At 70.2% G+C, this 21,214-nt stretch carries 20 protein-coding genes; 6 read left to right on the top strand and 14 right to left on the bottom strand.

The features are described from left to right. Positions 1-73: 73 nt before the first annotated feature. Positions 74-1,231 (top strand): acyl-CoA dehydrogenase, encoded by a 1,158-nt coding sequence (locus tag AC5P1C_RS09690; protein WP_493865277.1) that lies wholly within the window; start codon positions 74-76, stop codon positions 1,229-1,231. Positions 1,232-1,316: 85 nt separating this feature from the next. Here AC5P1C_RS09690 and AC5P1C_RS09685 read toward each other — a convergent pair whose 3' ends face one another. Genes AC5P1C_RS09685 through AC5P1C_RS09675 form a run of 3 tightly spaced genes read right to left on the bottom strand, consistent with a single transcriptional unit; the run spans position 1,317 to position 4,191 of the window. Continuing rightward, positions 1,317-2,507 carry a dipeptidase gene (locus AC5P1C_RS09685; RefSeq protein WP_493865276.1) on the bottom strand — a complete coding sequence of 397 codons (1,191 nt, stop codon included), beginning with the start codon at positions 2,505-2,507 and terminating at the stop codon, positions 1,317-1,319. A 5-nt stretch (positions 2,508-2,512) separates the two neighbouring features. Next, a complete protein-coding gene (gene purE, locus AC5P1C_RS09680) occupies positions 2,513-3,055 on the bottom strand; it encodes a 5-(carboxyamino)imidazole ribonucleotide mutase (protein WP_493865275.1) in 543 nt (180 codons plus the stop codon). Further along, positions 3,052-4,191, bottom strand: a complete 1,140-nt coding sequence (locus tag AC5P1C_RS09675) for a 5-(carboxyamino)imidazole ribonucleotide synthase (protein WP_493865379.1) — start codon at positions 4,189-4,191, stop codon at positions 3,052-3,054. The genes purE and AC5P1C_RS09675 overlap by 4 nt, the downstream gene beginning before the upstream one ends. A gap of 239 nt (positions 4,192-4,430) precedes the next feature. On the opposite strand from AC5P1C_RS09675, the gene AC5P1C_RS09670 reads away from it, so the two are divergent. After that, on the top strand, positions 4,431-4,967 hold the full coding sequence (locus AC5P1C_RS09670; RefSeq protein ID WP_493865274.1) for a GtrA family protein: 537 nt from the start codon (positions 4,431-4,433) through the stop codon (positions 4,965-4,967). A gap of 22 nt (positions 4,968-4,989) precedes the next feature. Here AC5P1C_RS09670 and AC5P1C_RS09665 read toward each other — a convergent pair whose 3' ends face one another. Next, positions 4,990-6,267: a sensor histidine kinase gene (locus AC5P1C_RS09665; RefSeq protein WP_493865273.1), complete on the bottom strand. Its 1,278-nt coding sequence runs from the start codon at positions 6,265-6,267 to the stop codon at positions 4,990-4,992. A gap of 184 nt (positions 6,268-6,451) precedes the next feature. Then, complete coding sequence (locus tag AC5P1C_RS09660) at positions 6,452-7,129, bottom strand: response regulator transcription factor (protein WP_190083462.1); 678 nt, start codon at positions 7,127-7,129, stop codon at positions 6,452-6,454. A 474-nt stretch (positions 7,130-7,603) separates the two neighbouring features. Here AC5P1C_RS09660 and AC5P1C_RS09655 point away from each other — a divergent pair, with 474 nt between their 5' ends. Further along, positions 7,604-9,100 (top strand): peptide MFS transporter, encoded by a 1,497-nt coding sequence (locus tag AC5P1C_RS09655; RefSeq protein WP_493865272.1) that lies wholly within the window; start codon positions 7,604-7,606, stop codon positions 9,098-9,100. A gap of 177 nt (positions 9,101-9,277) precedes the next feature. Next, a complete protein-coding gene (locus AC5P1C_RS09650; protein ID WP_493865271.1) occupies positions 9,278-10,105 on the top strand; it encodes an alpha/beta hydrolase in 828 nt (275 codons plus the stop codon). Between the two features lie 187 nt (positions 10,106-10,292). On the opposite strand, the gene AC5P1C_RS09645 is transcribed toward AC5P1C_RS09650, so the two are convergent. From AC5P1C_RS09645 to AC5P1C_RS09620, 6 genes are all read right to left on the bottom strand, one after another. Then, the gene (locus AC5P1C_RS09645) at positions 10,293-11,570 is read right to left on the bottom strand and encodes a hypothetical protein (protein WP_493865378.1); all 1,278 of its coding nucleotides are present in this window, start codon (positions 11,568-11,570) and stop codon (positions 10,293-10,295) included. A gap of 62 nt (positions 11,571-11,632) precedes the next feature. Beyond that, the gene (locus AC5P1C_RS09640; RefSeq protein ID WP_493865270.1) at positions 11,633-12,811 is read right to left on the bottom strand and encodes a hypothetical protein; all 1,179 of its coding nucleotides are present in this window, start codon (positions 12,809-12,811) and stop codon (positions 11,633-11,635) included. Then, complete coding sequence (locus tag AC5P1C_RS09635; protein ID WP_493865269.1) at positions 12,808-13,776, bottom strand: hypothetical protein; 969 nt, start codon at positions 13,774-13,776, stop codon at positions 12,808-12,810. Before AC5P1C_RS09635 ends, AC5P1C_RS09640 begins: the two co-directional genes overlap by 4 nt. 102 nt (positions 13,777-13,878) lie before the next feature. After that, positions 13,879-14,601: an LPXTG cell wall anchor domain-containing protein gene (locus tag AC5P1C_RS09630; protein WP_493865268.1), complete on the bottom strand. Its 723-nt coding sequence runs from the start codon at positions 14,599-14,601 to the stop codon at positions 13,879-13,881. Positions 14,602-14,779: 178 nt separating this feature from the next. Further along, complete coding sequence (locus tag AC5P1C_RS09625; RefSeq protein WP_493865267.1) at positions 14,780-15,298, bottom strand: ATP-binding protein; 519 nt, start codon at positions 15,296-15,298, stop codon at positions 14,780-14,782. Positions 15,299-15,575: 277 nt separating this feature from the next. Then, complete coding sequence (locus tag AC5P1C_RS09620; protein ID WP_493865266.1) at positions 15,576-15,944, bottom strand: STAS domain-containing protein; 369 nt, start codon at positions 15,942-15,944, stop codon at positions 15,576-15,578. Positions 15,945-16,182: 238 nt separating this feature from the next. Between AC5P1C_RS09620 and AC5P1C_RS09615 the strand changes: the two genes are divergently transcribed. Beyond that, complete coding sequence (locus tag AC5P1C_RS09615; protein ID WP_493865265.1) at positions 16,183-17,154, top strand: RNA polymerase sigma factor SigF; 972 nt, start codon at positions 16,183-16,185, stop codon at positions 17,152-17,154. A 111-nt stretch (positions 17,155-17,265) separates the two neighbouring features. Here the strand turns inward: AC5P1C_RS09615 and AC5P1C_RS09610 are convergent, their stop codons facing one another. Beyond that, positions 17,266-17,961, bottom strand: a complete 696-nt coding sequence (locus AC5P1C_RS09610) for an aspartate/glutamate racemase family protein (RefSeq protein ID WP_493865377.1) — start codon at positions 17,959-17,961, stop codon at positions 17,266-17,268. A 5-nt stretch (positions 17,962-17,966) separates the two neighbouring features. Then, positions 17,967-18,644: a TetR/AcrR family transcriptional regulator gene (locus tag AC5P1C_RS09605; protein WP_493865264.1), complete on the bottom strand. Its 678-nt coding sequence runs from the start codon at positions 18,642-18,644 to the stop codon at positions 17,967-17,969. Between the two features lie 79 nt (positions 18,645-18,723). Here AC5P1C_RS09605 and AC5P1C_RS09600 point away from each other — a divergent pair, with 79 nt between their 5' ends. Then, a complete protein-coding gene (locus tag AC5P1C_RS09600; RefSeq protein ID WP_493865263.1) occupies positions 18,724-19,671 on the top strand; it encodes a zinc-binding dehydrogenase in 948 nt (315 codons plus the stop codon). A gap of 112 nt (positions 19,672-19,783) precedes the next feature. On the opposite strand, the gene hutI is transcribed toward AC5P1C_RS09600, so the two are convergent. Continuing rightward, entirely contained in the window at positions 19,784-20,971 is a 1,188-nt protein-coding gene (gene hutI / locus AC5P1C_RS09595) for an imidazolonepropionase (protein WP_493865262.1), read from the bottom strand. Positions 20,972-21,214 lie beyond the last annotated feature (243 nt).

Genomic DNA, 21,214 nt, shown 5'->3' with positions numbered 1-21,214 from the left:
ATCCCTCGCGTGAGCCGCCCTCTAAAATTTGGGTTACTTAACGGTAATTAGCGTCCTTGGAGCGTGAGAGACCTTGGCCGGATCGGCTGATTTCGACCTGTACCGCCCGTCCGAGGAGCACGACATGCTCCGTGACGCGATCCGATCGCTCTCCGAGGCGAAGATCGCACCGTTCGCCGCGGCGGTGGACGAGGAGGCCCGCTTCCCGCAGGAGGCGCTCGACGCCCTCGTCTCCTCCGACCTGCACGCCGTGCACGTACCGGAGAGCTATGGAGGCACGGGCGCCGACGCGCTCGCCACGGTCATCGTGATCGAGGAGGTGGCGCGCGTCTGCGCCTCGTCCTCGCTCATCCCCGCCGTGAACAAGCTGGGCTCGCTCCCCGTGATCCTCTCGGGGTCCGAGGAGATCAAGAAGAAGTACATGACGCCGCTCGCCAAGGGCGACGGCATGTTCTCGTACTGCCTCTCCGAGCCGGACGCGGGTTCGGACGCGGCCGGCATGAAGACGAAGGCCGTCCGTGACGGGGACTCCTGGGTCCTCAACGGCGTGAAGCGCTGGATCACGAACGCGGGCGTTTCCGAGTACTACACGGTGATGGCCGTGACCGACCCCACCAAGCGCTCGAAGGGCATCTCCGCCTTCGTCGTCGAGAAGTCGGACGAGGGCGTCTCCTTCGGCGCCCCCGAGAAGAAGCTCGGCATCAAGGGCTCGCCGACCCGCGAGGTCTACTTCGACAACGTCCGCATCCCCGCCGACCGCATGATCGGCGAGGAGGGCACGGGCTTCGCCACGGCGATGAAGACCCTGGACCACACCCGCATCACGATCGCGGCCCAGGCGCTCGGCATCGCGCAGGGCGCGCTCGACTACGCCAAGGGGTACGTCCAGGAGCGCAAGCAGTTCGGGAAGCCGATCGGCGACTTCCAGGGCGTGCAGTTCATGCTCGCGGACATGGCGATGAAGATCGAGGCCGCGCGTCAGCTGACGTACGCGGCGGCGGCCAAGTCCGAGCGCGGCGACAGCGACCTGACCTTCGCGGGCGCGGCGGCCAAGTGCTTCGCCTCCGACGTCGCGATGGAGGTCACCACGGACGCGGTCCAACTGCTCGGCGGCTACGGCTACACCCGTGACTACCCCGTCGAGCGGATGATGCGTGACGCGAAGATCACGCAAATTTATGAAGGCACGAACCAGGTCCAGCGCATCGTCATGGCCCGCAACCTGCCGTAACGGCCGTAACGCCGGGCTCACATCGATACGCCGACGCCCTCCCCGCAGCCTGCGGGGAGGGCGTCGGCGTCTTCACGTGCGCTGCTCAGCCGTCCAGTTGCTCCAGTGTCGCCACCGACGGACCCCGTCGGGACCGGACGTCGCGTGCCACGTCCTCCGCGGCCCCCAGCACCCGTACCGCGTTCTGCCACGTCAGCTTCGCCAGGTCCTGCCTCGACCAGCCGCGGTCGAGGAGCTCCGCGATCAGGTTCGGGTAACCCGCTACGTCGTCAAGGCCGTCCGGGGTGAACGCCGTTCCGTCGTAGTCGCCGCCGATGCCGATGTGGTCGACGCCCGCGACCTCGCGCATGTGGTCGAGGTGGTCCGCCACCGTCGAGACCGTGGCCACCGGGCGCGGTGTCGACTCCTCGAAGGCCGCGTGGACCTTCATCGCCTCCGGCGTCGTGTCCAGGTGGTGGAAGCCGTGCGCCCGCATGTTCTCGTCGGCCGCCGCCGTCCAGTCGACCGCCGCCTGCAGGACGAACTTCGGGACGAACGTCGCCATGGCGACCCCGCCGTTCGCCGACAGGCGCTCCAGGACGTCGTCCGGGATGTTGCGCGGGTGGTCGCAGACCGCGCGGGACGAGGAGTGGGAGAAGATCACGGGCGCCACCGAGGTGTCCAGGGCCGCCCGCATCGTCGTCGCCGCCACGTGGGAGAGGTCCACGAGCATGCCGCTGCGGTTCATCTCGCGTACGACCTCGTGGCCGAAGGCCGACAGGCCACCGACCCCCGGATCGTCCGTCGCCGAGTCCGCCCACGCGATGTTGTCGTTGTGCGTCAGCGTCATGTAGCGGACGCCGAGCGCGTGCAACGCCCGCAGCGTGGCGAGGGAGTTGTTGATGGAGTGGCCGCCCTCGGCGCCCATCAGGGACGCGATGCGGCCCTCCGAGCGGGCCTTCTCCATGTCCGCGGCCGTCAGGGCGCGGGCCAGATCGCCGGGGTACCTCGTCAGCAACTGGTCGACGCAGTCGATCTGTTCGAGGGTCGCGCTCACCGCCGCGTCGCCCGTCAGGTCCGTGCGGACGTACACCGACCAGAACTGCGCACCGACGCCGCCCGCCCGCAGGCGCGCGATGTCCGTGTGGAGGTTGCCGCTCTGGTCGGCCGCGATGTCGAGGCGGTCGATGTCATAGCCCGCCTTCTCGCGCAGGGCCCAGGGCAGGTCGTTGTGGCCGTCGGCCACCGGGAAGTCGGCGAGGACTGCGCGGGCTTCGGCGAGATCGGGAGACGTCATGCCGCTCACTTTCCCGAGCCGAAGCCGAATCCGGACCCCGCTCCTTCGACCTTGGCCCGCAGCCGCTTGCCCTTCTCCGTGGCCTGTTCATTCAGCTCCTGCTGGAACTCCCGCATACGAGCCAGGAGTTCGGGTTCCTGCGTGGCCAGGATGCGCGCCGCGAGGAGGCCCGCGTTGCGCGCGCCGCCCACCGAGACGGTCGCCACCGGGACACCGGCGGGCATCTGCACGATGGACAGGAGCGAGTCCATGCCGTCCAGGTACTTGAGCGGGACGGGCACCCCGATCACCGGCAGCGGGGTCACCGACGCCAGCATGCCCGGCAGATGGGCCGCGCCACCGGCCCCGGCGATGATCGCCTTGAGGCCGCGGTCCGCCGCTTCCTCGCCGTACGCGACCATCTCGCGCGGCATGCGGTGCGCGGAGACGACATCGACCTCGTACGGGATCTCGAACTCGTCCAGGGCCTTGGCCGCGGCCTCCATGACCGGCCAGTCGGAGTCCGAGCCCATGACGATGCCGACTACAGGTCCTACAGGTGCGGTCATTCCGTGATCGTTCCTCTGAGATAGCCGGCCGCGTGACGCGCGCGCTCCAGCACGTCGTCCAGGTCGTCGCCGTAGGTGTTGACGTGGCCGACCTTGCGTCCGGGCTTCACGTCCTTGCCATACATGTGGATCTTCAATTGCGGGTCGCGCGCCATGCAGTGCAGATACGCCTGGTACATGTCCGGGAAATCGCCGCCCAGGACATTGGCCATGACCGTCCACTTCGCCCGCGGGCGCGGGTCGCCGAGGGGCAGGTCGAGGACCGCGCGCACGTGATTGGCGAACTGGGACGTGATCGCCCCGTCCTGCGTCCAGTGGCCCGAGTTGTGCGGGCGCATCGCCAGCTCGTTCACCAGGATGCGGCCGTCGCGCGTCTCGAAGAGCTCGACCGCGAGGTGGCCGACCACGTCGAGCTCCTTGGCGATGCGGAGCGCCAGCTCCTGCGCCTCGCCCGCGAGGGTCTCCGAGAGGCCGGGGGCGGGCGCGATCACCGTGTCGCAGACGCCGTCGACCTGCTGCGACTCGACGACGGGGTAGGCCACGGCCTGGCCGTGCGGCGAGCGCACGACGTTCGCCGCGAGCTCTCGTACGAAGTCGACCTTCTCCTCGGCCAGGACGGGGACACCGGCCCGGAAGGGGTCTTCGGCGTCCTCGACGGAACGTACGAACCACACCCCCTTCCCGTCATAGCCGCCACGCACCGTCTTGAGGATCACGGGGAAGCCGTCACCCTCCGGAGAGCCTTCGTGGCCTTCGGCCGCGAAGGCGGCCACGTCCGCCGGATCGCGCACGATCCGGTGGCGTGGGCACGGAACGCCGATCTCCGTGAGCTTCTCGCGCATCACGCCCTTGTCCTGGGCGTGCACCAGCGCGTCGGGCCCGGGGCGCACGGGGATGCCGTCCGCCTCCAGGGCCCGTAGATGATCGGTGGGTACGTGTTCGTGATCAAAAGTGATCACGTCGCAGCCCCTCGCGAACTCACGCAGCGTGTCGAGGTCGCGATAGTCGCCGATGACGACATCGCTGACGACCTGCGCCGCGGAATCCTGAGGGGTGTCACTGAGGAGCTTGAATTTCAGGCCGAGGGGGATGCCCGCCTCGTGGGTCATGCGGGCGAGCTGACCGCCGCCGACCATGCCGACTACCGGGAACGTCACACCCCCAGGGTATCGGCCTGTATCGGCCACGCCCGAACGGCCGGTTTCCGTGCACCGCACGGGCCCTCCCGTCACAGAGCCGCCACAGTGTGGAGGCGTCCACGCGCGACGGGCGGGGTGCGCTGGTTAGCATGGCTGGGTTGACGCGACCGAATCACCACATACGTCGACGAGGACGAGACCACAACGAATCGACGACGGGGGTTGGGGCGACCACCATGAAGGAACGTGGCGCACTACGGGTGCGGCTGGATCGGCTCGCGCGCGAAGTCGTCAAGTTCGGTGCCGTGGGAGCGGTCGGGACGGTGGTGAACTTCGGAGTCTTCAACTTCGTACGCCACGTCTCTGACCTGCAGGTCGTACGGGCGAGCGTGATCGCCACGATCGTCGCGATCGCCGTGAACTACGTCGGTTTCCGTTACTTCACGTACAAGGACCGTGACAAGAGCGGCAGGACGAAGGAGCTCACGCTCTTCCTGCTGTTCAGCCTGGCGGGCCTGGTGATCGAGAACGGCGTGCTCTACGCGGCGACGTACGGCTTCGGCTGGGACGGCCGCCTGGAGTCGAACCTCTTCAAGTTCCTCGGCATCGGCATCGCCACCTGCTTCCGCTTCTGGTCCTACCGCACCTGGGTGTTCAAGACGCTGCCCGCTCGGGAGGCCGTCGCCAGTGCGGAATCGTTCCTGGAGACGGGGTCCGGCGCCACGGCCGTGAGCGCCACCGAGAAGCGTCCCACCGCCCGCAGCACCCCCTAGGGCCGCGAGGGCCGGGCCGCGGCTAGCGGACCGTCTCCTCGGCCTCCTGGGCCCGCTTCTGGGGCGGCGTACGCGACAGGAACAGGCCGAACACCGGCGGCTTGGTCTGCAGCATCTCCAGTCGGCCGCCGTCGGCCTCGGCCAGGTCCCGGGCGACCGCCAGGCCGATACCGGTGGAGTTGCGTCCGCTGATGGTCCGCTCGAAGATCCGCGCGCCGAGATCGGCGGGGACGCCTGGCCCGTCGTCCGTGATCTCGATGACCGTCTGGTTTCCCGTGACGCGGGTCCGCAGGGCCACGGTGCCGCCTCCGTGCATGAGCGAGTTCTCGATGAGCGCCGCGAGCACCTGCGCGACGGCCCCCGGGGTGCCCACGGCCCTCAGATGCCGCTTTCCCGAGCTGACGATGGCGCGGCCCGCGCTGCGGTAGGCGGGGCGCCACTCCTCCAGCTGCTGCTTGACGACCTCGTCCAGGTCGAAGGAGACGGCGGAGCCGGTGCGGGGGTCACGCGAGTTGGTGAGCAGCCGCTGCACGACGTCGGTGAGCCGCTCGACCTGCGCGAGCGCGATCGTGGCCTCCTCCTTCACCGTGTCCAGGTCCTCGGTGACGGTGATCTCCTCCAGGCGCATGGAGAGCGCCGTCAGGGGCGTACGCAGCTGGTGCGAGGCATCGGCGGCGAGGCGCCGCTCGGCGGTCAGCATGCGGGCGATCCGCTCGGCGCTGCCGTCGAGGACGTCCGCGACACGGTCGAGCTCCGGCACCCCGTACCGCTTGTGGCGGGGCCGCGGGTCGCCCGAGCCGAGGCGCTCGGCGGTCTCCGCGAGGTCGGTGAGCGGCGATGCCAGGCGGTTGGCCTGCCGGACGGCGAGGAGCACCGCGGCGATGATCGCGAGCAGGGCCACGGCGCCGATGATCAGCAGGGTGCGGCCGACCTCCTGGGTGACCGCGGTGCGCGGCTCCTCGACGGTGACCTTCTCGCCCTCCTCGCCCATGGCCGTGTCCTGGATGACGTCGCCGGTGGGGCGGGTGCCGATCTCGATGGGGGCGCGGCCGGGGATCTCGATGAGGGCGTAGCGGTCGCTGTCGACCGCGGCCACGTCACGCAGGATCTGGGCGTTGATCTGTTCGTCGCTGATGAGCCTGCTGTCGACGACGCTGGCGAGGCGCAGTGCCTCGGAGGAGACGGCCTCTTGGGCGCTGCTGCTGATGGTCCTCGTCTCGACGATGACGAGGCTCACCCCGAAGACGGCGATGACCACAAGGACGACGGCGAGGGTGGAGCTGATCAGTCGGCGGCGCAAGATGCCCTCCCGGGCGGGGGTGCGGAGTCCTCCAGTGTCCCCGATCGGGCCCCGTCAGGGGCGCGGGGAGCTGCGCGGCCCGCCACGACGGACCCGCCGACGCGTCTGCCTTCAGCGGTTCACCGGCGTGTGCGGCGCCGCTGTGGTTGCTCGCGCAGTTCCTCGCGCCCCTGACGGGCCGGCCTCAGCTCTTTTCGAAGCGGAAGCCCACGCCCCGCACCGTGGCGATGTACCGCGGGTTCGCCGCATCGTCGCCCAGCTTCTTGCGCAGCCAGGAAATGTGCATGTCCAGGGTCTTGGTGGACGACCACCACGTCGTGTCCCAGACCTCCCGCATCAGCTGGTCGCGGGTCACCACCCGGCCCGCGTCGCGCACCAGGACCCGCAGCAGGTCGAACTCCTTGGCCGTGAGCTGGAGCTCCTCCTCGCCCATCCAGGCGCGGTGCGACTCCACGTCGATGCGCACGCCGTGCGTGGCCGGCGCCTGCTGCGGCTCGGCCGCCCCGCGCCGGAGCAGGGCCCGGACCCGGGCGAGCAGTTCGGCCAGGCGGAAGGGCTTGGTCACGTAGTCGTCCGCGCCCGCGTCCAGGCCGACGACGGTGTCCACCTCGTCGGCGCGGGCGGTCAGGATGAGGATCGGCGCCGTGTGCCCCTCGGCACGGAGACGGCGGGCCACCTCCAGGCCGTCCATGCCGGGCAGCCCGAGGTCGAGTACGACGAGGTCGACGCTGCCCTGCAGCCCGGCGTCGAGGGCGGTCGGGCCGTCCTCACGCACTTCGACCTCGTACCCCTCCCTGCGCAGGGCACGGGCCAGGGGCTCCGAGATGGACGCGTCGTCCTCGGCGAGCAGTACACGGGTCATGGGGTGATGGTAGTCCGCGGTGGACGACCGTCGTGGGGTGATCGCCCGCTGACGGTCGACGCCTGCGGCTCTGGGGTGCGATCCTGAGAATCACCTTTAAAAGTGCCCCGGTGGTTCCAGCTGGACCTGTGATCCATCTCTCAAGTCCTTCCATATCCCGCACTGTCGTGGCGTATGGTGACCCAACGCCTGATGCACTACCCAAGGACCTTTGGCCCGCTGTGCGGCCTTAGGTCTCTTTTATGTGCGGGCCGGCTTCTGCCAGCCTTGAAAGGAATGACCTGTGGTCGGGCCCTGCGTGAGGATGCGCCAGGGCGTGGATCCCGGAGTCGCCGTACCAGCGCCTTCCTCTACACGGAGCGCGAAAACTCCCCCCGGGCGTGGGGGTGTGGACGGTACGACCCCGGTGCCGACCGCCCCCCACCGGGCGCGCACACGCTCTTGCCGCGCGTCCCGAACCTCGAGGATCGACCCATGGCGTCCAGCCTGACGAAGGACTCGGCCAGTACCCCTGGCTCTGAGAAGACCTTCTTCGGCCACCCCCGCGGACTGGCCACACTCTTCATGACCGAGATGTGGGAGCGCTACAGCTTCTACGGCATGAAAGCACTGCTCCCGCTGTACCTGATCGCCCCCGGCGGCATGAACATGTCGGCCACGACGGCGACGGCGATCTACTCCGTCTACATGTCGATGGTCTATCTCCTCGCCATGCCCGGCGGCTGGATGGCGGACCGCTTCTGGGGGCCGCGCAAAACGGTCGCCATCGGCGCCATCGTCGTCATCCTCGGCCACATCACGCTGGCCCTGCCCAGCTCGGCGACGTTCTTCGCCGGTCTCGGTCTGGTCGCGCTCGGCTCCGGCCTGCTGAAGGCGAACATCTCGGCGATGGTCGGCCACCTCTACGACGGCCCGGAGGACCCGCGCCGTGACGGTGGCTTCACGCTGTTCTACATCGGCATCAACGTCGGTGCCTTCCTCGCCCCGCTGACCATCGGCACCGTGGGCGAGAACGTCAACTGGCACTTCGGCTTCGCGCTCGCCGCGATCGGCATGGCGCTCGGCCTCGGCCAGTTCATGCTCGGCTCGCGCCACCTCAGCGCGGAGAGCAGCGTCGTCTCGCAGCCCGCGACGCCGCAGCAGCGCGCCTCCGCCCTGCGCAACGGCCTGATCTGGCTGATCGTCGCGGTCGCGCTCTACTCGTTCCTCGGTGTGACCGGCAACTTCGCCGACTGGGCCCTGATGCCCCTCACCATCGCCGGTCTGGTCATCCCGGTCACCGTCCTGGTCCGCATGAAGCGCGACAAGGAACTGACGGACCTGGAGCAGTCCAAGCTGTCGGGCTACGTCTGGTTCTTCATCGTCGCCGCCGTCTTCTGGATGATCTACGACCAGAACGGCTCGACCCTGTCGATCTTCGGTGAGCACTCGACGACGAACAACCTGTTCGGGTTCGACTTCCCGACCTCCTGGTACCAGTCGCTGAACCCGATCTTCATCATGGCGCTCGCCCCCGTGGTCGCCTCCGCGTGGCTCTGGCTGAACAAGCGGGGCAAGGAACCGAGCACCGCGGTCAAGTTCGCCTCCAGCCTCACGCTGATCGGCATCTCGTTCCTCGTCTTCCTCATCCCGCTGATCGACACCGCCAGCAACGGCGGCAAGGTCAGCCCGATGTGGCTGGTGTCGATCTACTTCATCCAGACCGTCGGCGAGCTCTGCCTCTCCCCGGTCGGCCTCTCCGTCACCACGAAGATGGCCCCGGCGAAGTACACCGCCCAGATGATGGGTGTCTGGTTCCTCGCGGTCACCGCGGGCGACTCGGTCACCGGCCTGCTGACCTCGCCGCAGCTCGGCATCGACCTGAACAACTCGGGTGCGGTGGCCGTCGAGGCGGTCATCGCGGTCATCGCGGGCTTCGGCATCTGGCTGAACCGCAAGAAGGTCAAGGAACTGATGGGTTCCGTCAACTGACGTCCGGCACGCCCCCAGCGGGCCGATAGACGCACGGCGAGGGCCGTCGCACCCGAGGGTGCGGCGGCCCTCGCGCGTTCGTCCACTCGCACGAACAGGGGATCGTTCGCTAGCCCGTGGCGGTGACGCGGAACGTTTCTGTGCCGGTGACGGTGCCGGGCGGTGGAGCATCTGGCCATGCGTCGTACGTTGCCGGCCCTCGCCCTCAGTGTGGCGTTGCTGTCGTCCAGTGCCGCCGTCGAGGCCGCACCCAAGCCGTTGCAGGGCAAGACCTTCGCGTACGGGGGCCACGCGCGCCAGAACATCACCGTGTACGGCGACGGCGGCGGCCCCGCGCTGGTGATCCTGCACGGCGGCTCCTGGGTGCGGGACACCGACTGGAGCGGGTGGGCGCGGTGGTTCGCGGCGCGCGGATTCACCGTGTACGACACCGACTACCGGCTCGCCACGGACGCCGCCTGGCCCGCGCAGCGCGACGACGTCCTCGCGGCCCTGCGGTGGGTGAAACGGCGCGACGGCAGCACGCCCGTCGCGCTCGGGTCCTCCGCGGGCGGGCACCTCGCCGTCAGTGCCGCGGCCTACGGCGCCGGACGCAAGCGGGTGCGCGGCGTGGTGGCCCTCTCCCCCGTCGCCTCGCCCTACCGCGCCTGGGCGGACGGCGGGATGCGCGCCGCGTCGTCGGCACAGCGCAAGCTGCGGGGGACGGCGGAGCTGCTCGCGGGGTGCGTGCCGGACCGGGCCGCCGGGCCGTGCCGGCAGAAGTGGGTCGACCTGGTCGCCAAGTCGCACGCCTCCGGCAAGGACGACGCGCCCCTGTATCTCACGCACTCGGCGGCCGACTTCGTCCCGGTGGCCCACTCCACGGACCTCGCGCACGCGCAGACGGTGGCGGGGCTCCGCGACGCCACCGTGCGCATCGCGCCGGGTACGGCGCATGGGGGCGAGCTCCTGAAGCAACCGGGCGCCGCCCAGGCCGTCCTGCGGTGGTTGCGGCAGCACGCCTAGGGGAGCGCCCTTTAGGGGCGCGGGGCTGTGACATGTGCGGCTCCGCCGCGTGGGCGCGAGCACCCCAAGGCGACCCGCACCCGCCGGACGGACCGCCGCAGGCAGACGCGTCTGCGAGGTCCGCGCCATCGGCCGGTGCGGGTCGTCTCTGGTTGCTCGCGCGGTTCCCCGCGCGTCTGACGGGGCTTCAGCGGAGGCCGCTCCTTCGCCTCGGGAGGAACGTGAACACCGCGCCGCCAAGGAGGATCACCGTGCCCGCGACGAGCCCGAGCGCCCGCAGCGCCCCGTTGTCGTCGGCGCCGGTCTCCGCGAGGTCACCGCCACCGGTCGAGGACGAACCCCCGGCGGAGCCGGAGCCCCCGGCAGATCCGGAACCCCCGGCGGCGCCACCCGGCTGCGCCGCCGTGTCGATCTCCAGCGAGACCTCGGCCTTGGACGGCGTGCAGGTCGTCGTCGTACCCAGCGCCTTGACCGTGAGAACCCCCGGCGCCAGCGTCGACTTGCCGTCGGCGCCCGGCTTGTACGTGCCGGTCAGGTCAGGGATGGTCATCGGGTCGCCGGACTTGATGGGCTCCTTGTTGGTGGGGCCCTCGACGTGCACCGTGCCCTTGTCCGCGCCGCCCAGCTTGACCTCCATCGACGGCTTCACCGAGTCCGCGGGGATGTCGGCGGGGCTGTCCATGACGGACTTCTTGAACTCGACGGTGAGGCCGTAATTGCCGCCGTCCTTCTTGGCGTTGATCTGGACGGGGGACGTGGCGTCCTTGTCGCCGATGGGCGTCTTGCACTTGTAGGGGGTCTGGACTTCCTTGCCGGTGAAGTCGGTCTTGCCGCCGTCGTCGCCACCGCCTCCGGTGGTACCTCCGGTGTCACCACCGCCGGAGGTGGACCCACCGGACGTGGAGCCGCCGGACGTGGAGCCACCGGACGTAGAGCCACCGGACGTGGAGCCGCCCGACGTACTCCCGCCCGAACTGCCCCCGCCCTCCGTCACCTTGATGGTCGCGCCCGCCTTGACCTCTTCCTTCGGCGTGCACTTGGTGTCGGTCGACATCGGCTTGCTGACGTTGATGTTGTACGCGCCCGGGGTGAGCGTGACCTCGCCCGCCTTGGTCAGCTTCAGCTTGCCCTTCATGTCGGACAGGACCATCGGGCTGTTCTTCTTGATCGGCGGATTGACCCGCTCGCCCGCCATCGCCAGGTCACCGGTCTGACCGCCGCCCAGCTTGACGGTGCCCGTCGGCTTCACCGTGTCCTTGTCCAGGTCGAGGATGTCCGGGTTCTTGGACGCGGCCTGCGTGGTCTTCCATACGACCTCGACCTCGTCGCCCACCTTCGCGGTGGCCGGCGCGGTGATCTCCACCTTGGTGGTGCCCTGCACGGGCGGAAGACCCGAGATCGACGGCGGGATGCACTCCGTCTTGTACGCCACCTCGGCCGCCTGCGCGGGACCGGCGCCCAGCATGATGCCCGCCCCGCCCAGCAGGAGCGAGACCGAGGCCGCGCCCGCTCTCCGTCGTGTGCTGATCACGTGTTTCCCTTCGTCGTCGGGCTGTTCTCTGACGGTGCGGAGAGCTGTCCGGCGGGTGGGGTCCCCGCGCCGGGGTCTGTGTCAGGGGTGAACCACGGGAGGGTGCCCGTGTTCGTGGCGGTGTCGGTGCCCTTGCCGGGCTCACGGGGCGGTTTCGTACGTGGCGTACGAGCCGCGCCGTCCGCCGCGACCGCCCCCTGGGGCAGCCTCAACTTCGGTAGCCGGTCGGTGAGTTCGGCGATCCTGCCGGTGCGGTGGCGCCCCGCGGGGCGGGAGCCTCGGCCGCCGCGGCGGCCCGGACGGAGCTTGTCCACCACCGCCATGCCGATGCGGAAGACGGCGGCGGGCACGACGACGCAGAGCAGGATCCAGAAGACGGTCACGCCCCAGGGGCGGCCGACGCCCCACGGCTGCTCGGCGAGGACCTTGCCGCCGAACTTCAGCGAGACCAGGTAGTTGCCGTGCGCTCCCGCCGAGAGCTCGACCGGGAGCTTGATCTGGGCCTTCTTGCCCGGAGCGATCGTGCCGCGCCACTGCTGTTCCTCCCACTGCGGGGCGAACACGCCGTGGGATGTGCCCACTCGGAAGACGGGGTCCTTGACGGGGGACGAGCCGACGTTGCCCACGGTGAAGACGAACTTGCGGGACGGCGGGGCGCCGAACCAGGTCAGTACGCCGCTGGACCCGTCCAGCCGGGTATCAGTGAGGACGGAGAGCTTCCCGCCGTCCTGCTGCTCGGTCAGGGGTTCCACGGGGTGGCCCGCGACCTTGAAGGCGGCGTCGGCCTGGGCCTTCTCGCCGGTGACGGTCGCCACGTGGACCACGCAGGGGCAGGCCTTGGGGGGCTCGGCCACGGGGAGCTTCTTGCTGAAGGCGCCCTCGCTGTCCGTGGTGACGGCGCGGCCGGTGTCGTTGGCGCAGGAGTTCGTGCCGCCCGGTACGCCCTTGGCCGGGGTGGCCTGGCCGCAGACGAGCATCATCAGGAGGGCTTTCGGTCGCCATCCCTCGCCTTTGACGGTGATGTCGCCGCCTTTGCCCGCCTCGGCCTTGGAGAGGGTGACCTCGGGCTCGTCCGCGGCTGCGGCCTGTCCCGTCGGGAGCAGCAGCGCGGCCAGCACGGCCGGCACGGCGGCCGCGGCCACGTACCACTTGCCGCCTCGTACACGGGTACTCACAGCTTCTCTCCCGTCCCTGCTGCCGCCAACTCCAGCTCTGTACCGCCCTGTTCGGACTCCTCCGGTGGTGGACCCCCGGGATCCTCGCGTCTGCGTACGAACCACACCCCCGCCGCCACGAGGCCAAGAACCCCGGCCGCCACCCCCGCCACCGCTGCCCACGGCACGAAGCGGGCCGATGCCTTCGCCGTGTCCCGGGCGTCGCCCGATGCCGTCACCGTGAGGGTGACCTCGACGGAGTCGAGGGCGGGTGCGTCGCTCCACGGTTCCGTCAGGGTGACCCTGCGGCCCGGCAGGAGCTCCACCGGAAGCTTGCGCGGGCCCCGGTCGAGGAGCGTGCCGAAGACGCCCTCCGCGTGGACCGTGAGCCGGGGGGTCAGGATCGTGTTGCCGCGGTTGACGACCTCGTACGAGATGCGCCCGCCCTCGGCCTGCACGCGCTCCACGGTCAGCGCCGAAAGCGTCGGTCCGCTCACCCGCAGATGCACCCGGACCCCGGCGTCACGACCGCCCTCCCGCGCGACGATCGCCCCGGGGTGGTCGCCCGGCACCGCGCTCTCGGGGACGCTCACGCTGAACGGCACCTCGGCGCGGGTGCGCGGCGGCACCTTCACCTTGCGCTCGGCGAAGGTGATCCAGGAGCCGGTGTCCTTCGGCTTGCCCCGCTCCAGGGAGGACCCGCCGCCGCGCGTGTTGTCCGCGTCCGCTCCGCTCAGCTCCACCGTGCGCGGCTTCGGCCCAGGGTTGGTGACGGTCACCGTGTCCTCCAGGACGGAGCCGGGGGTGCCCTCCACGTAGAAGTAGGGCCGCCCGTCCTTCGCGGGCCGCGTCCCTCCTCCCGCGGAGGGCGCGACCGACCACGTTCCTGCGTCGTCGGCGAACACCTCGGTCGCCGGCGCCGCGCCCGTCACCAGTAAGGCCACGGCCACGGTGAGGGCACGGGCAGCGGACAGCAGCGACGGCATCGGCGGCTCCTGGATCTTCGTGCGCTTCGTACGCGTCGTACGCGGAGGTCGGACAGGGCGCGGCGCGCGGTCACCGCGTCCCTGCGACGCCGCGCATCGCGCCTAGCGCGACCGTGCCGCTTGGTTCCTGCGGGTCAGCCAGAGCGCGCCCGCCGCGCCCGCGAGCAGCACGGTGCCGCCGAGGGTGCCGAGTGCGATCGCGGAGTCCGCGGGGCCGGTCTGCGGGAGCTCCTCGCCGCCGGAGGGTGCGCTCGCCGAGCCGCCGGAGCCGCTGTCGTCGCTCGACCCGCCGGAGCCGCCTGTCGTGCCGCCGCCCGAGCCCTTCACGTCCAGGGAGAGCGAGGGCTTGGGGCTGTTGGACGGCGTACACGTCGTCGTCGTGCCGAGCGCCTTGATGGTCAGGACACCCGCGGTGAAGGTGACCTTGCCGCTCTTCTTGGGCGTGTACGTCCCCGACAAGTCACTTATCTTGATGGGGGAGTTGGCGGGGATCGCCTTGTCGTTGGGCGCCCCGGAGACCGGCACGGTGCCGCTCTCCGCGCCGCCGAGTTTGATGAGCGCGCTGGGCTTCATCGCGCCCTTGCCCAGCTCCACCGGGCTGGAGGAGACGCCCTTCTGGAAGGACATCGTGAGCTTGTAGCCGCTGCCGCTCTTGACGCTCTTGATATCGATCGGCGATACCGCGCCCTTGTTGCCGATGGGCGTCTTGCACTGGTAGTTGACGTCCTGGACCTCGGCCTGCGCGGCGGGGGCGGCCATCAGCACCGCCGAGCCGGCCAAGGCCGTGGCGAGCGCGAGCACAGCCGTTGGTTTCTTGTACGACACCTCGAGTTCCCCTCATGCCGGTCGTGGCGTGCCGCGGTGCGGATTTACTGACGGCACATCAGATTGGGCGCTCAAGGTACGCCCGGGACCTTGCCGAGGGAAGACAAAGAACGCGCCGGATCTCAGTGATCCGGCGCGCGTACGAACCGTGGGTAACCCAAGGGGGAACTGAGCGGGCCTACACGGGCGCGCTCAGCTCGGCCCACACCGTCTTGCCCGAGACCCCCGGGGTGCGGACGACCCCCCAGTCCAGGCAGAGCCGCTGGACTATGAACATCCCGTGGCCACCGGGCCGCCCCGCGCGGTGCGGGGTGCGGGGCGCGGGCTGGCCCGCGCCGCGGTCGGAGACCTCTATCCGCAGCACCTTGCTGTCGGAGGAGAGCCAGAGCTCGTCGGGGCCCTCGGCGTGCAGGCACGCGTTGGTCACCAGCTCGGACACGACGAGCAGGACGTCCTCCGCGGCAGCGCGCTGATCGGCGCCCGCCGCGGGCAGCCAGCCCCACGCCTGCAGCGCCTGGCGCGCGAAGTCGCGGGCGAGCGGAACGATGCCGCTCGCGCCGTTCAGGCTCAGCCTGCGGACCTGGCGCCCCTGACGACCCGTGGCCGCCGAAGCGGCCTGGTCCGCAGGAGCGGCCGCGACAACGGCCTCGTACTCCGGGCCGCGGTCGCCCGGCGAGTAAGGCCGGGTGGTGCTCATCAGCGCTTCACCTCACCGACAAGAGAACTCTGGACAAGGAACGCGACAAGCGGCGGGACACCAAAGAAGATCACTGGCTGCTCGGCCGTTCCTGCTGTTGATTTGGCAACGATTGATTTACGGACTTCTGACGACGGATCCAGGGGGTCTCCTGCCCGGCCGAACCGTGAGAACACCCACTTATTCGACGCGACCCGTGTGACGCTGGTAACGCGATGATCACACAGGGACAACTGACGCGTAACTCTTGAGCACGCTCCGTCAGCAGACCGCCAGGTCAGTCGGCCAGCGCCGCTTCGAGTGTCTCGTGGACGGTGAAGACCGCGTCGGCGCCGGTGATCTCGAAGACCCGTGCCACCACCGGCTGCATCCCGGCCAGATGCACCCCGCCCCCCGCGGCCTCGGCCTTGAGCCGGGCCCCGAGCAGGACGTTGAGTCCGGTGGAATCCATGAACTCCAGTCGCGAGCAGTCGACGACCAGCCGGGAAAGGCCGTCGTCAAGGCAGGCTTCGAGTGGTTCACGCAACAAATCGGCGGTGTGGTGATCCAACTCACCCACCGGAGTCACGACGGCACTTTGACCCTCGTTCCGGACTTCGACCAGAAGCCGGCCCTGATGCGCACTGCCGACCGTCCCGCGGTCCATTCCGTCACTCACTCCCGACCGTCGTGGCTGTTGATGACGCCCCTGAACATTACGCCTTCCATGCGCCCTCGGGTACCCGAACATCCTCCAGAATTCGGACATTTCGCCGCACACCGCACTTGCGACCGGGCTGTGGAACCGGGTAGGGGTAGAAGAGACAGTAATCAACACGGACGGCTTTGGAGGCGCCGCACACCGCAGTGCACGTATTGGCATCGGCAGCCATATGCCGAGAACGATGGAGGACACCATGTCACCCCGGCTCGACGAATCGCGCACTGACCGAGCGACGTCGACACTCTCACCGAACCGTATCGAGACCGAGATCCCGGGTCCCCGCACGGAAGCCGCTCCGGACGAACTCCCGGACCTGACGACCGTAGCCGACGCGGAAGCCCTCGAGGGGCTCTCCGACCTGCCCGAGATCCCGGCGTTCGACAAGGTGGGGCCGCTGGATGCGAGGGCTCTGTCCAAGACCCTCTTCGAACGCCTCGAGTCACTCGAGGAAGGCACGCACGAGTACGCGTACGTCCGCAACACTCTCGTCGAACTCAACCTCGCCCTGGTCAAGTTCGCCGCCTCCCGGTTCCGCTCGCGCAGCGAGCCGATGGAGGACATCATCCAGGTCGGCACCATCGGCCTGATCAAGGCGATCGACCGCTTCGAGCTCAGCCGAGGCGTCGAGTTCCCCACCTTCGCGATGCCGACCATCGTCGGCGAGATCAAGCGCTTCTTCCGCGACACGAGTTGGTCGGTGCGCGTCCCGCGCCGCCTTCAGGAACTCCGTCTGGACCTCGCCAAGGCGGGCGACGAACTCGCCCAGCAATTCGATCGCGCCCCGACGGTGGGCGAGCTCGCCGAGCGCCTGGGCATCTCCAACGACGAGGTCGTCGAAGGCATGGCCGCCTCCAACGCCTACACGGCGAGCTCGCTGGACGCCCAGCCCGAGGAGGACGACTCCGAGGGCGCGCTCGCGGACCGGATCGGCTACGAGGACCACGGGCTCGAAGGCATCGAGTACGTCGAGTCGTTGAAGCCGCTGATCGCCGAACTGCCGCCGCGTGACCGGAAGATCCTCTCGCTCCGCTTCGTCGCCAACATGACGCAGTCGGAAATAGGCGATGAGCTGGGCATCTCGCAGATGCATGTTTCGCGGCTGCTGTCGCGCACTCTCGTCAAGCTCCGCAAGGGATTGACCGTCGACGAGTGAAGGGTCTCGCCGCTCGGCGTTCCTGCGGGCCGACCGGACCGCCGCTTCGCGACGGATGTTTCCCACCCACCCGTTTGCCCCGCAGCATGGGGCCGGCGGGTGGGTTGCTTTTTATCCGGCCCGCAGCGCTGCCTCCACCGCCGCCTCCGCGTGCAGTCGCGTCGTCGGGAAGACCGGCACCGGGCTGTGCTCCTGCCCGATGAGCAACTCGATCTCGGTACACCCGAGAATCACACCCTCCGCCCCCTCCCGCACAAGATCGTCGATAACCCTCTGGTACCCGGCACGAGACTCCGCACGCACCACCCCGAGGCACAATTCCTCGTAGATCACACGGTGGACGAGCGCGCGCCCGTCCGCGTCCGGCACGAGCACGTCGAGCCCACGAGCCGCGAGCCGCTCCCGGTAGAAGTCCTGCTCCATGGTGAACGCGGTCCCGAGCAGCCCCACGCGCCGCACACCGCCGCGCAGCACCGCGTCGGCGGTGGCGTCCGCGAGGTGCAGCAACGGCACGGAGAGCGCCTCCTGGACCTGTTCGGCGACCTTGTGCATGGTGTTGGTGCAGATCAGCACGAGCTCGGCACCGGCCGCCTCGACCCCCTTGGCGGCCCCGGCGAGCACCTCCCCCGCCCGCTCCCACTCCCCCGCGACCTGCAGCCGCTCGATCTCCGCGAAGTCGACGGAGTAGAGCACGCACCGGGCGGAGTGCAGCCCGCCGAGGCGCTCGCGTACGAGTTCATTGAGCAGCCGGTAGTACTCGGCACTCGACTCCCAGCTCATCCCGCCGAGCAGCCCGATGGTCTTCATCGCCTTCATGACCGCACCCTACGAGGGCCCGGCGGCTCCGCGGCCAGTGCGAGGACCGCGGGGACCTCGCCGAACGTGGCGTCCATGTGCGCGACGAGGGCCGCGCGGTCCTGCCGCCCGCCGGCCGACCATTCCCTGAGCGCGCCGCGCCAGGCGGAGAGCATCAGCTCAACGAGGAGCCTGACCCGCAAGGGCGTCAGGTCCGCGCTGGGCGCCGCGCCGAGCCCGGCGACGACGATCTCGACGACCTCGTCGGTGACCTCCGCACAGTGCCGCAGGCTGTGCGCGTTGAGCGCGGGCGTGGCGTCGGCGAGTGCGCGGCTCGCCAGGAAGCGCCGTTCCCAGCCCTCCTCCATGCCCGTCACGGCGGCGTACAACGACCCTTCGAAGACGGCGAGCGGGGGCTGCCCGTCCAACGGCCGCTCGCTGATGTCGTCGACGTAGGCGCGCCAGAGTTCGCGCTCCGGCGCGAGCGCGACGTCCTCCTTCGAGGCGAATGTACGGAAGAAGGTCCGCTTGGAGACCTCGACGGCCTCAACGAGTTCGTCGAGGGTGGCGGCGCCGAAGCCCTTCTCGCCGAACAGCTCAAGGGCCGTCTCGACCAGGGCCCGCCGCGTCCGCAGCTTCTTCCGCTCCCGCAGCGGCAGTTCGCCCCGGCCGCCGTTCTCCTTGCTCTCCACCATGGCCTCATCCTAGCTCTATCGCCCCCCGAGAGCATTTGCCTCTTGATGCCTTATGCCACTCAGTGGCACTATCGGCGGCATGCGAGCACTCACGATCGACCACTCCGCCCCCGGCCACCTCACGCTCCGCGAGGTCCCGGACCCCGAGCCCACCCCCCATCAGGCACTCGTCCGCATCCACTCCTTCTCCGTCAACCACGGGGAGGCCGCGTTCGTCGTCCCGAACGGCGAGGAGGGCACCGTCCCCGGCTGGGACGCCGCGGGAGTCGTCGTGCGAGCAGCCGCCGACGGCTCCGGGCCCGCGCCCGGCACCCGGGTCGTCACGCTCGGGGCCACCGGCGCATGGGCCGAACTCAGGGCGGTGGACACGGAGTTGATGGGTACGGTGCCGAAGGGCGCGGACCTGGGCGCGGCCGGCGCGCTGCCGGTGGCCGCCGGGTCGGCGCTGCGCGCGCTGCGACGGCTCGGGCCGATCCTGGGGCGCCGGGTGCTCGTGACGGGCGCCGGCGGCGGCGTGGGCAGGTTCGCCGTGCAGCTCGCGGCGCGCGGCGGCGCGCATGTCGTGGCGGCGACGAGCGACCCCACCAAGGGCGAGACGCTGACCCGCCTGGGTGCCCACGAGGTCGTGGACGCCGACGCCCTGAAGTCCATCGAGCCGGTCCACGGGGTCATCGACGTGGTCGGCGGCCCCCAACTGATCGCCGCCTACGCCACGTTGACGCCGCACGGAACCTTGGTGGCCGTCGGCCACAGCTCGGGAGCCGGGGAGGAGTTCCCCTTCGGGGCACTGTTCGGGGACGGCGGGCGCCACGACCGCTCGCTCACCACGTTCTTCCTGGTGGACGACGCCGACGGCCTCGGCGCCGATCTCGACTGGCTCGCCTCGCTCGTCGCCCGCGGCGAACTGGACCCCCAGATCGGCCGCCGCGACGACTGGAACCACACGCGGGAGGCCCTGGCCGCGCTGCTCGCCCGTGAGGTCGCGGGCAAGGCGGTACTCGACATTCCGGTGGCGGTGGCCGCCTAGACCGAACTCCCGAGCAGCTCAACGCCGCGGATCACGGCCGGACATCACAGCCGGACCGTAGTCCACGCCCTCCAGGGCGAGGGGGCTTCCGGTCGAGCCGGGCGCCCAGCCGTCACAGCGCCCGCTCACCCCGGCGCCACACCTCGCTGACCAGCGGGACGCCCGGACGGTACGCCAGGTGGACATGGCTCGGGGCGTTCAGGAAGGCCAGGTCCGCGCGGGCTCCTTCGCGGATCACGCCGATGTCCGTGCGGCGCAGGGCTGCCGCGCCGCCGGCCGTGGCCGACCAGATCGCCTCGTCCGGCGTCATGCCCATGTCCCGTACCGCCAGGGCGATGCAGAAGGGGACCGAGGACGTGAAGGACGAGCCCGGGTTGCAGTCCGTCGACAACGCCACCGTCGCGCCCGCGTCCAGGAGGCGGCGGGCGTCCGGCCACTCCGCCCTCGTCGAGAACTCCGCGCCGGGGAGGAGGGTGGCCACCGTGTCGCTGTGCGCGAGGGCGTCCACGTCCTCGTCCGTGAGGTGCGTGCAGTGGTCCGCCGATGCCGCGTCCAGCTCGACGGCGAGCTGGACGCCGGGGCCGTACGTGAGCTGGTTGGCGTGGATGCGGGGGTGCAGACCCTTCGCCTTGCCGGCCGTCAGGATCGCGCGGGCCTGGTCGCCGTCGAAGGCGCCCTTCTCGCAGAAGACGTCGATCCAGCGGGCGTGGGGTGCGCAGGCCTCCAGCATGGGGCCCGTGACCAGGTCTACGTACGCCGCCGGGTCCTCCGCGTAGTCCGGGGAGACGATGTGGGCGCCCATGAACGTGACTTCGTCGGTGTGGCGGGCCGCGATCTTCAGTGCGCGGGCCTCGTCCTGCGTGTTGAGGCCGTAGCCCGACTTCGTCTCGAAGGTGGTGGTGCCTTGGTGCAGGGCCTCGCGGAGGTAGTGGGTGAGGTTCGCCTCCAGTTCGGCGTCCGTCGCGGCGCGGGTCGCCGCGACCGTCGTACGGATGCCTCCCGCCGTGTACGCGCGGCCCGACATGCGGGCGTTGAACTCCTGGGTGCGGTCGCCCGCGAAGACGAGGTGGCTGTGGGAGTCGACGAAGCCGGGGATGGCCGCCCGGCCTCGCGCGTCGTGGAGGGTGTCCGCCGCGGGGGCCTTTGCGGCGGGGCCGACCCAGGCGATCCTTTCGCCGTCCAGGACTACGGCGGCGTCCGTGAGGAGGCCCAGGGGGCCGCCTTCGCCTTGGGCCGGGTCGTTGGTGACGAGGCTGGAGATGTTGGTGACGAGGGTGGTGGTGCTGGTGCTGATGGTCATGGGGTCTCCGGGGTGCGGGGCGGTGGGGGTTGCTGTTGTTCATCCGGCGGTTCTTTCCCCAATCCCGCCCCTTCCCGAAAACCCGGCTCCGCCGGGACCGATGCGCACCGTGGATCACCGGCTCCGCCGGGTTCGTCCTCAAGCGCCGGACGGGCTGAAAAGACTTCGCCGGGTGGGTGGGTGGGTGGGGAAGATCCGCCGCGAAGCGGCGGTTCAGGGGAGCCGGGGTGGAGCCCGGCTCCC

Source organism: Streptomyces sp. A18, from assembly GCF_059026065.1.
The sequence above is the reverse complement of the archived record's forward strand: the minus strand, read 5'-3'. Positions and strand labels throughout refer to the sequence as shown.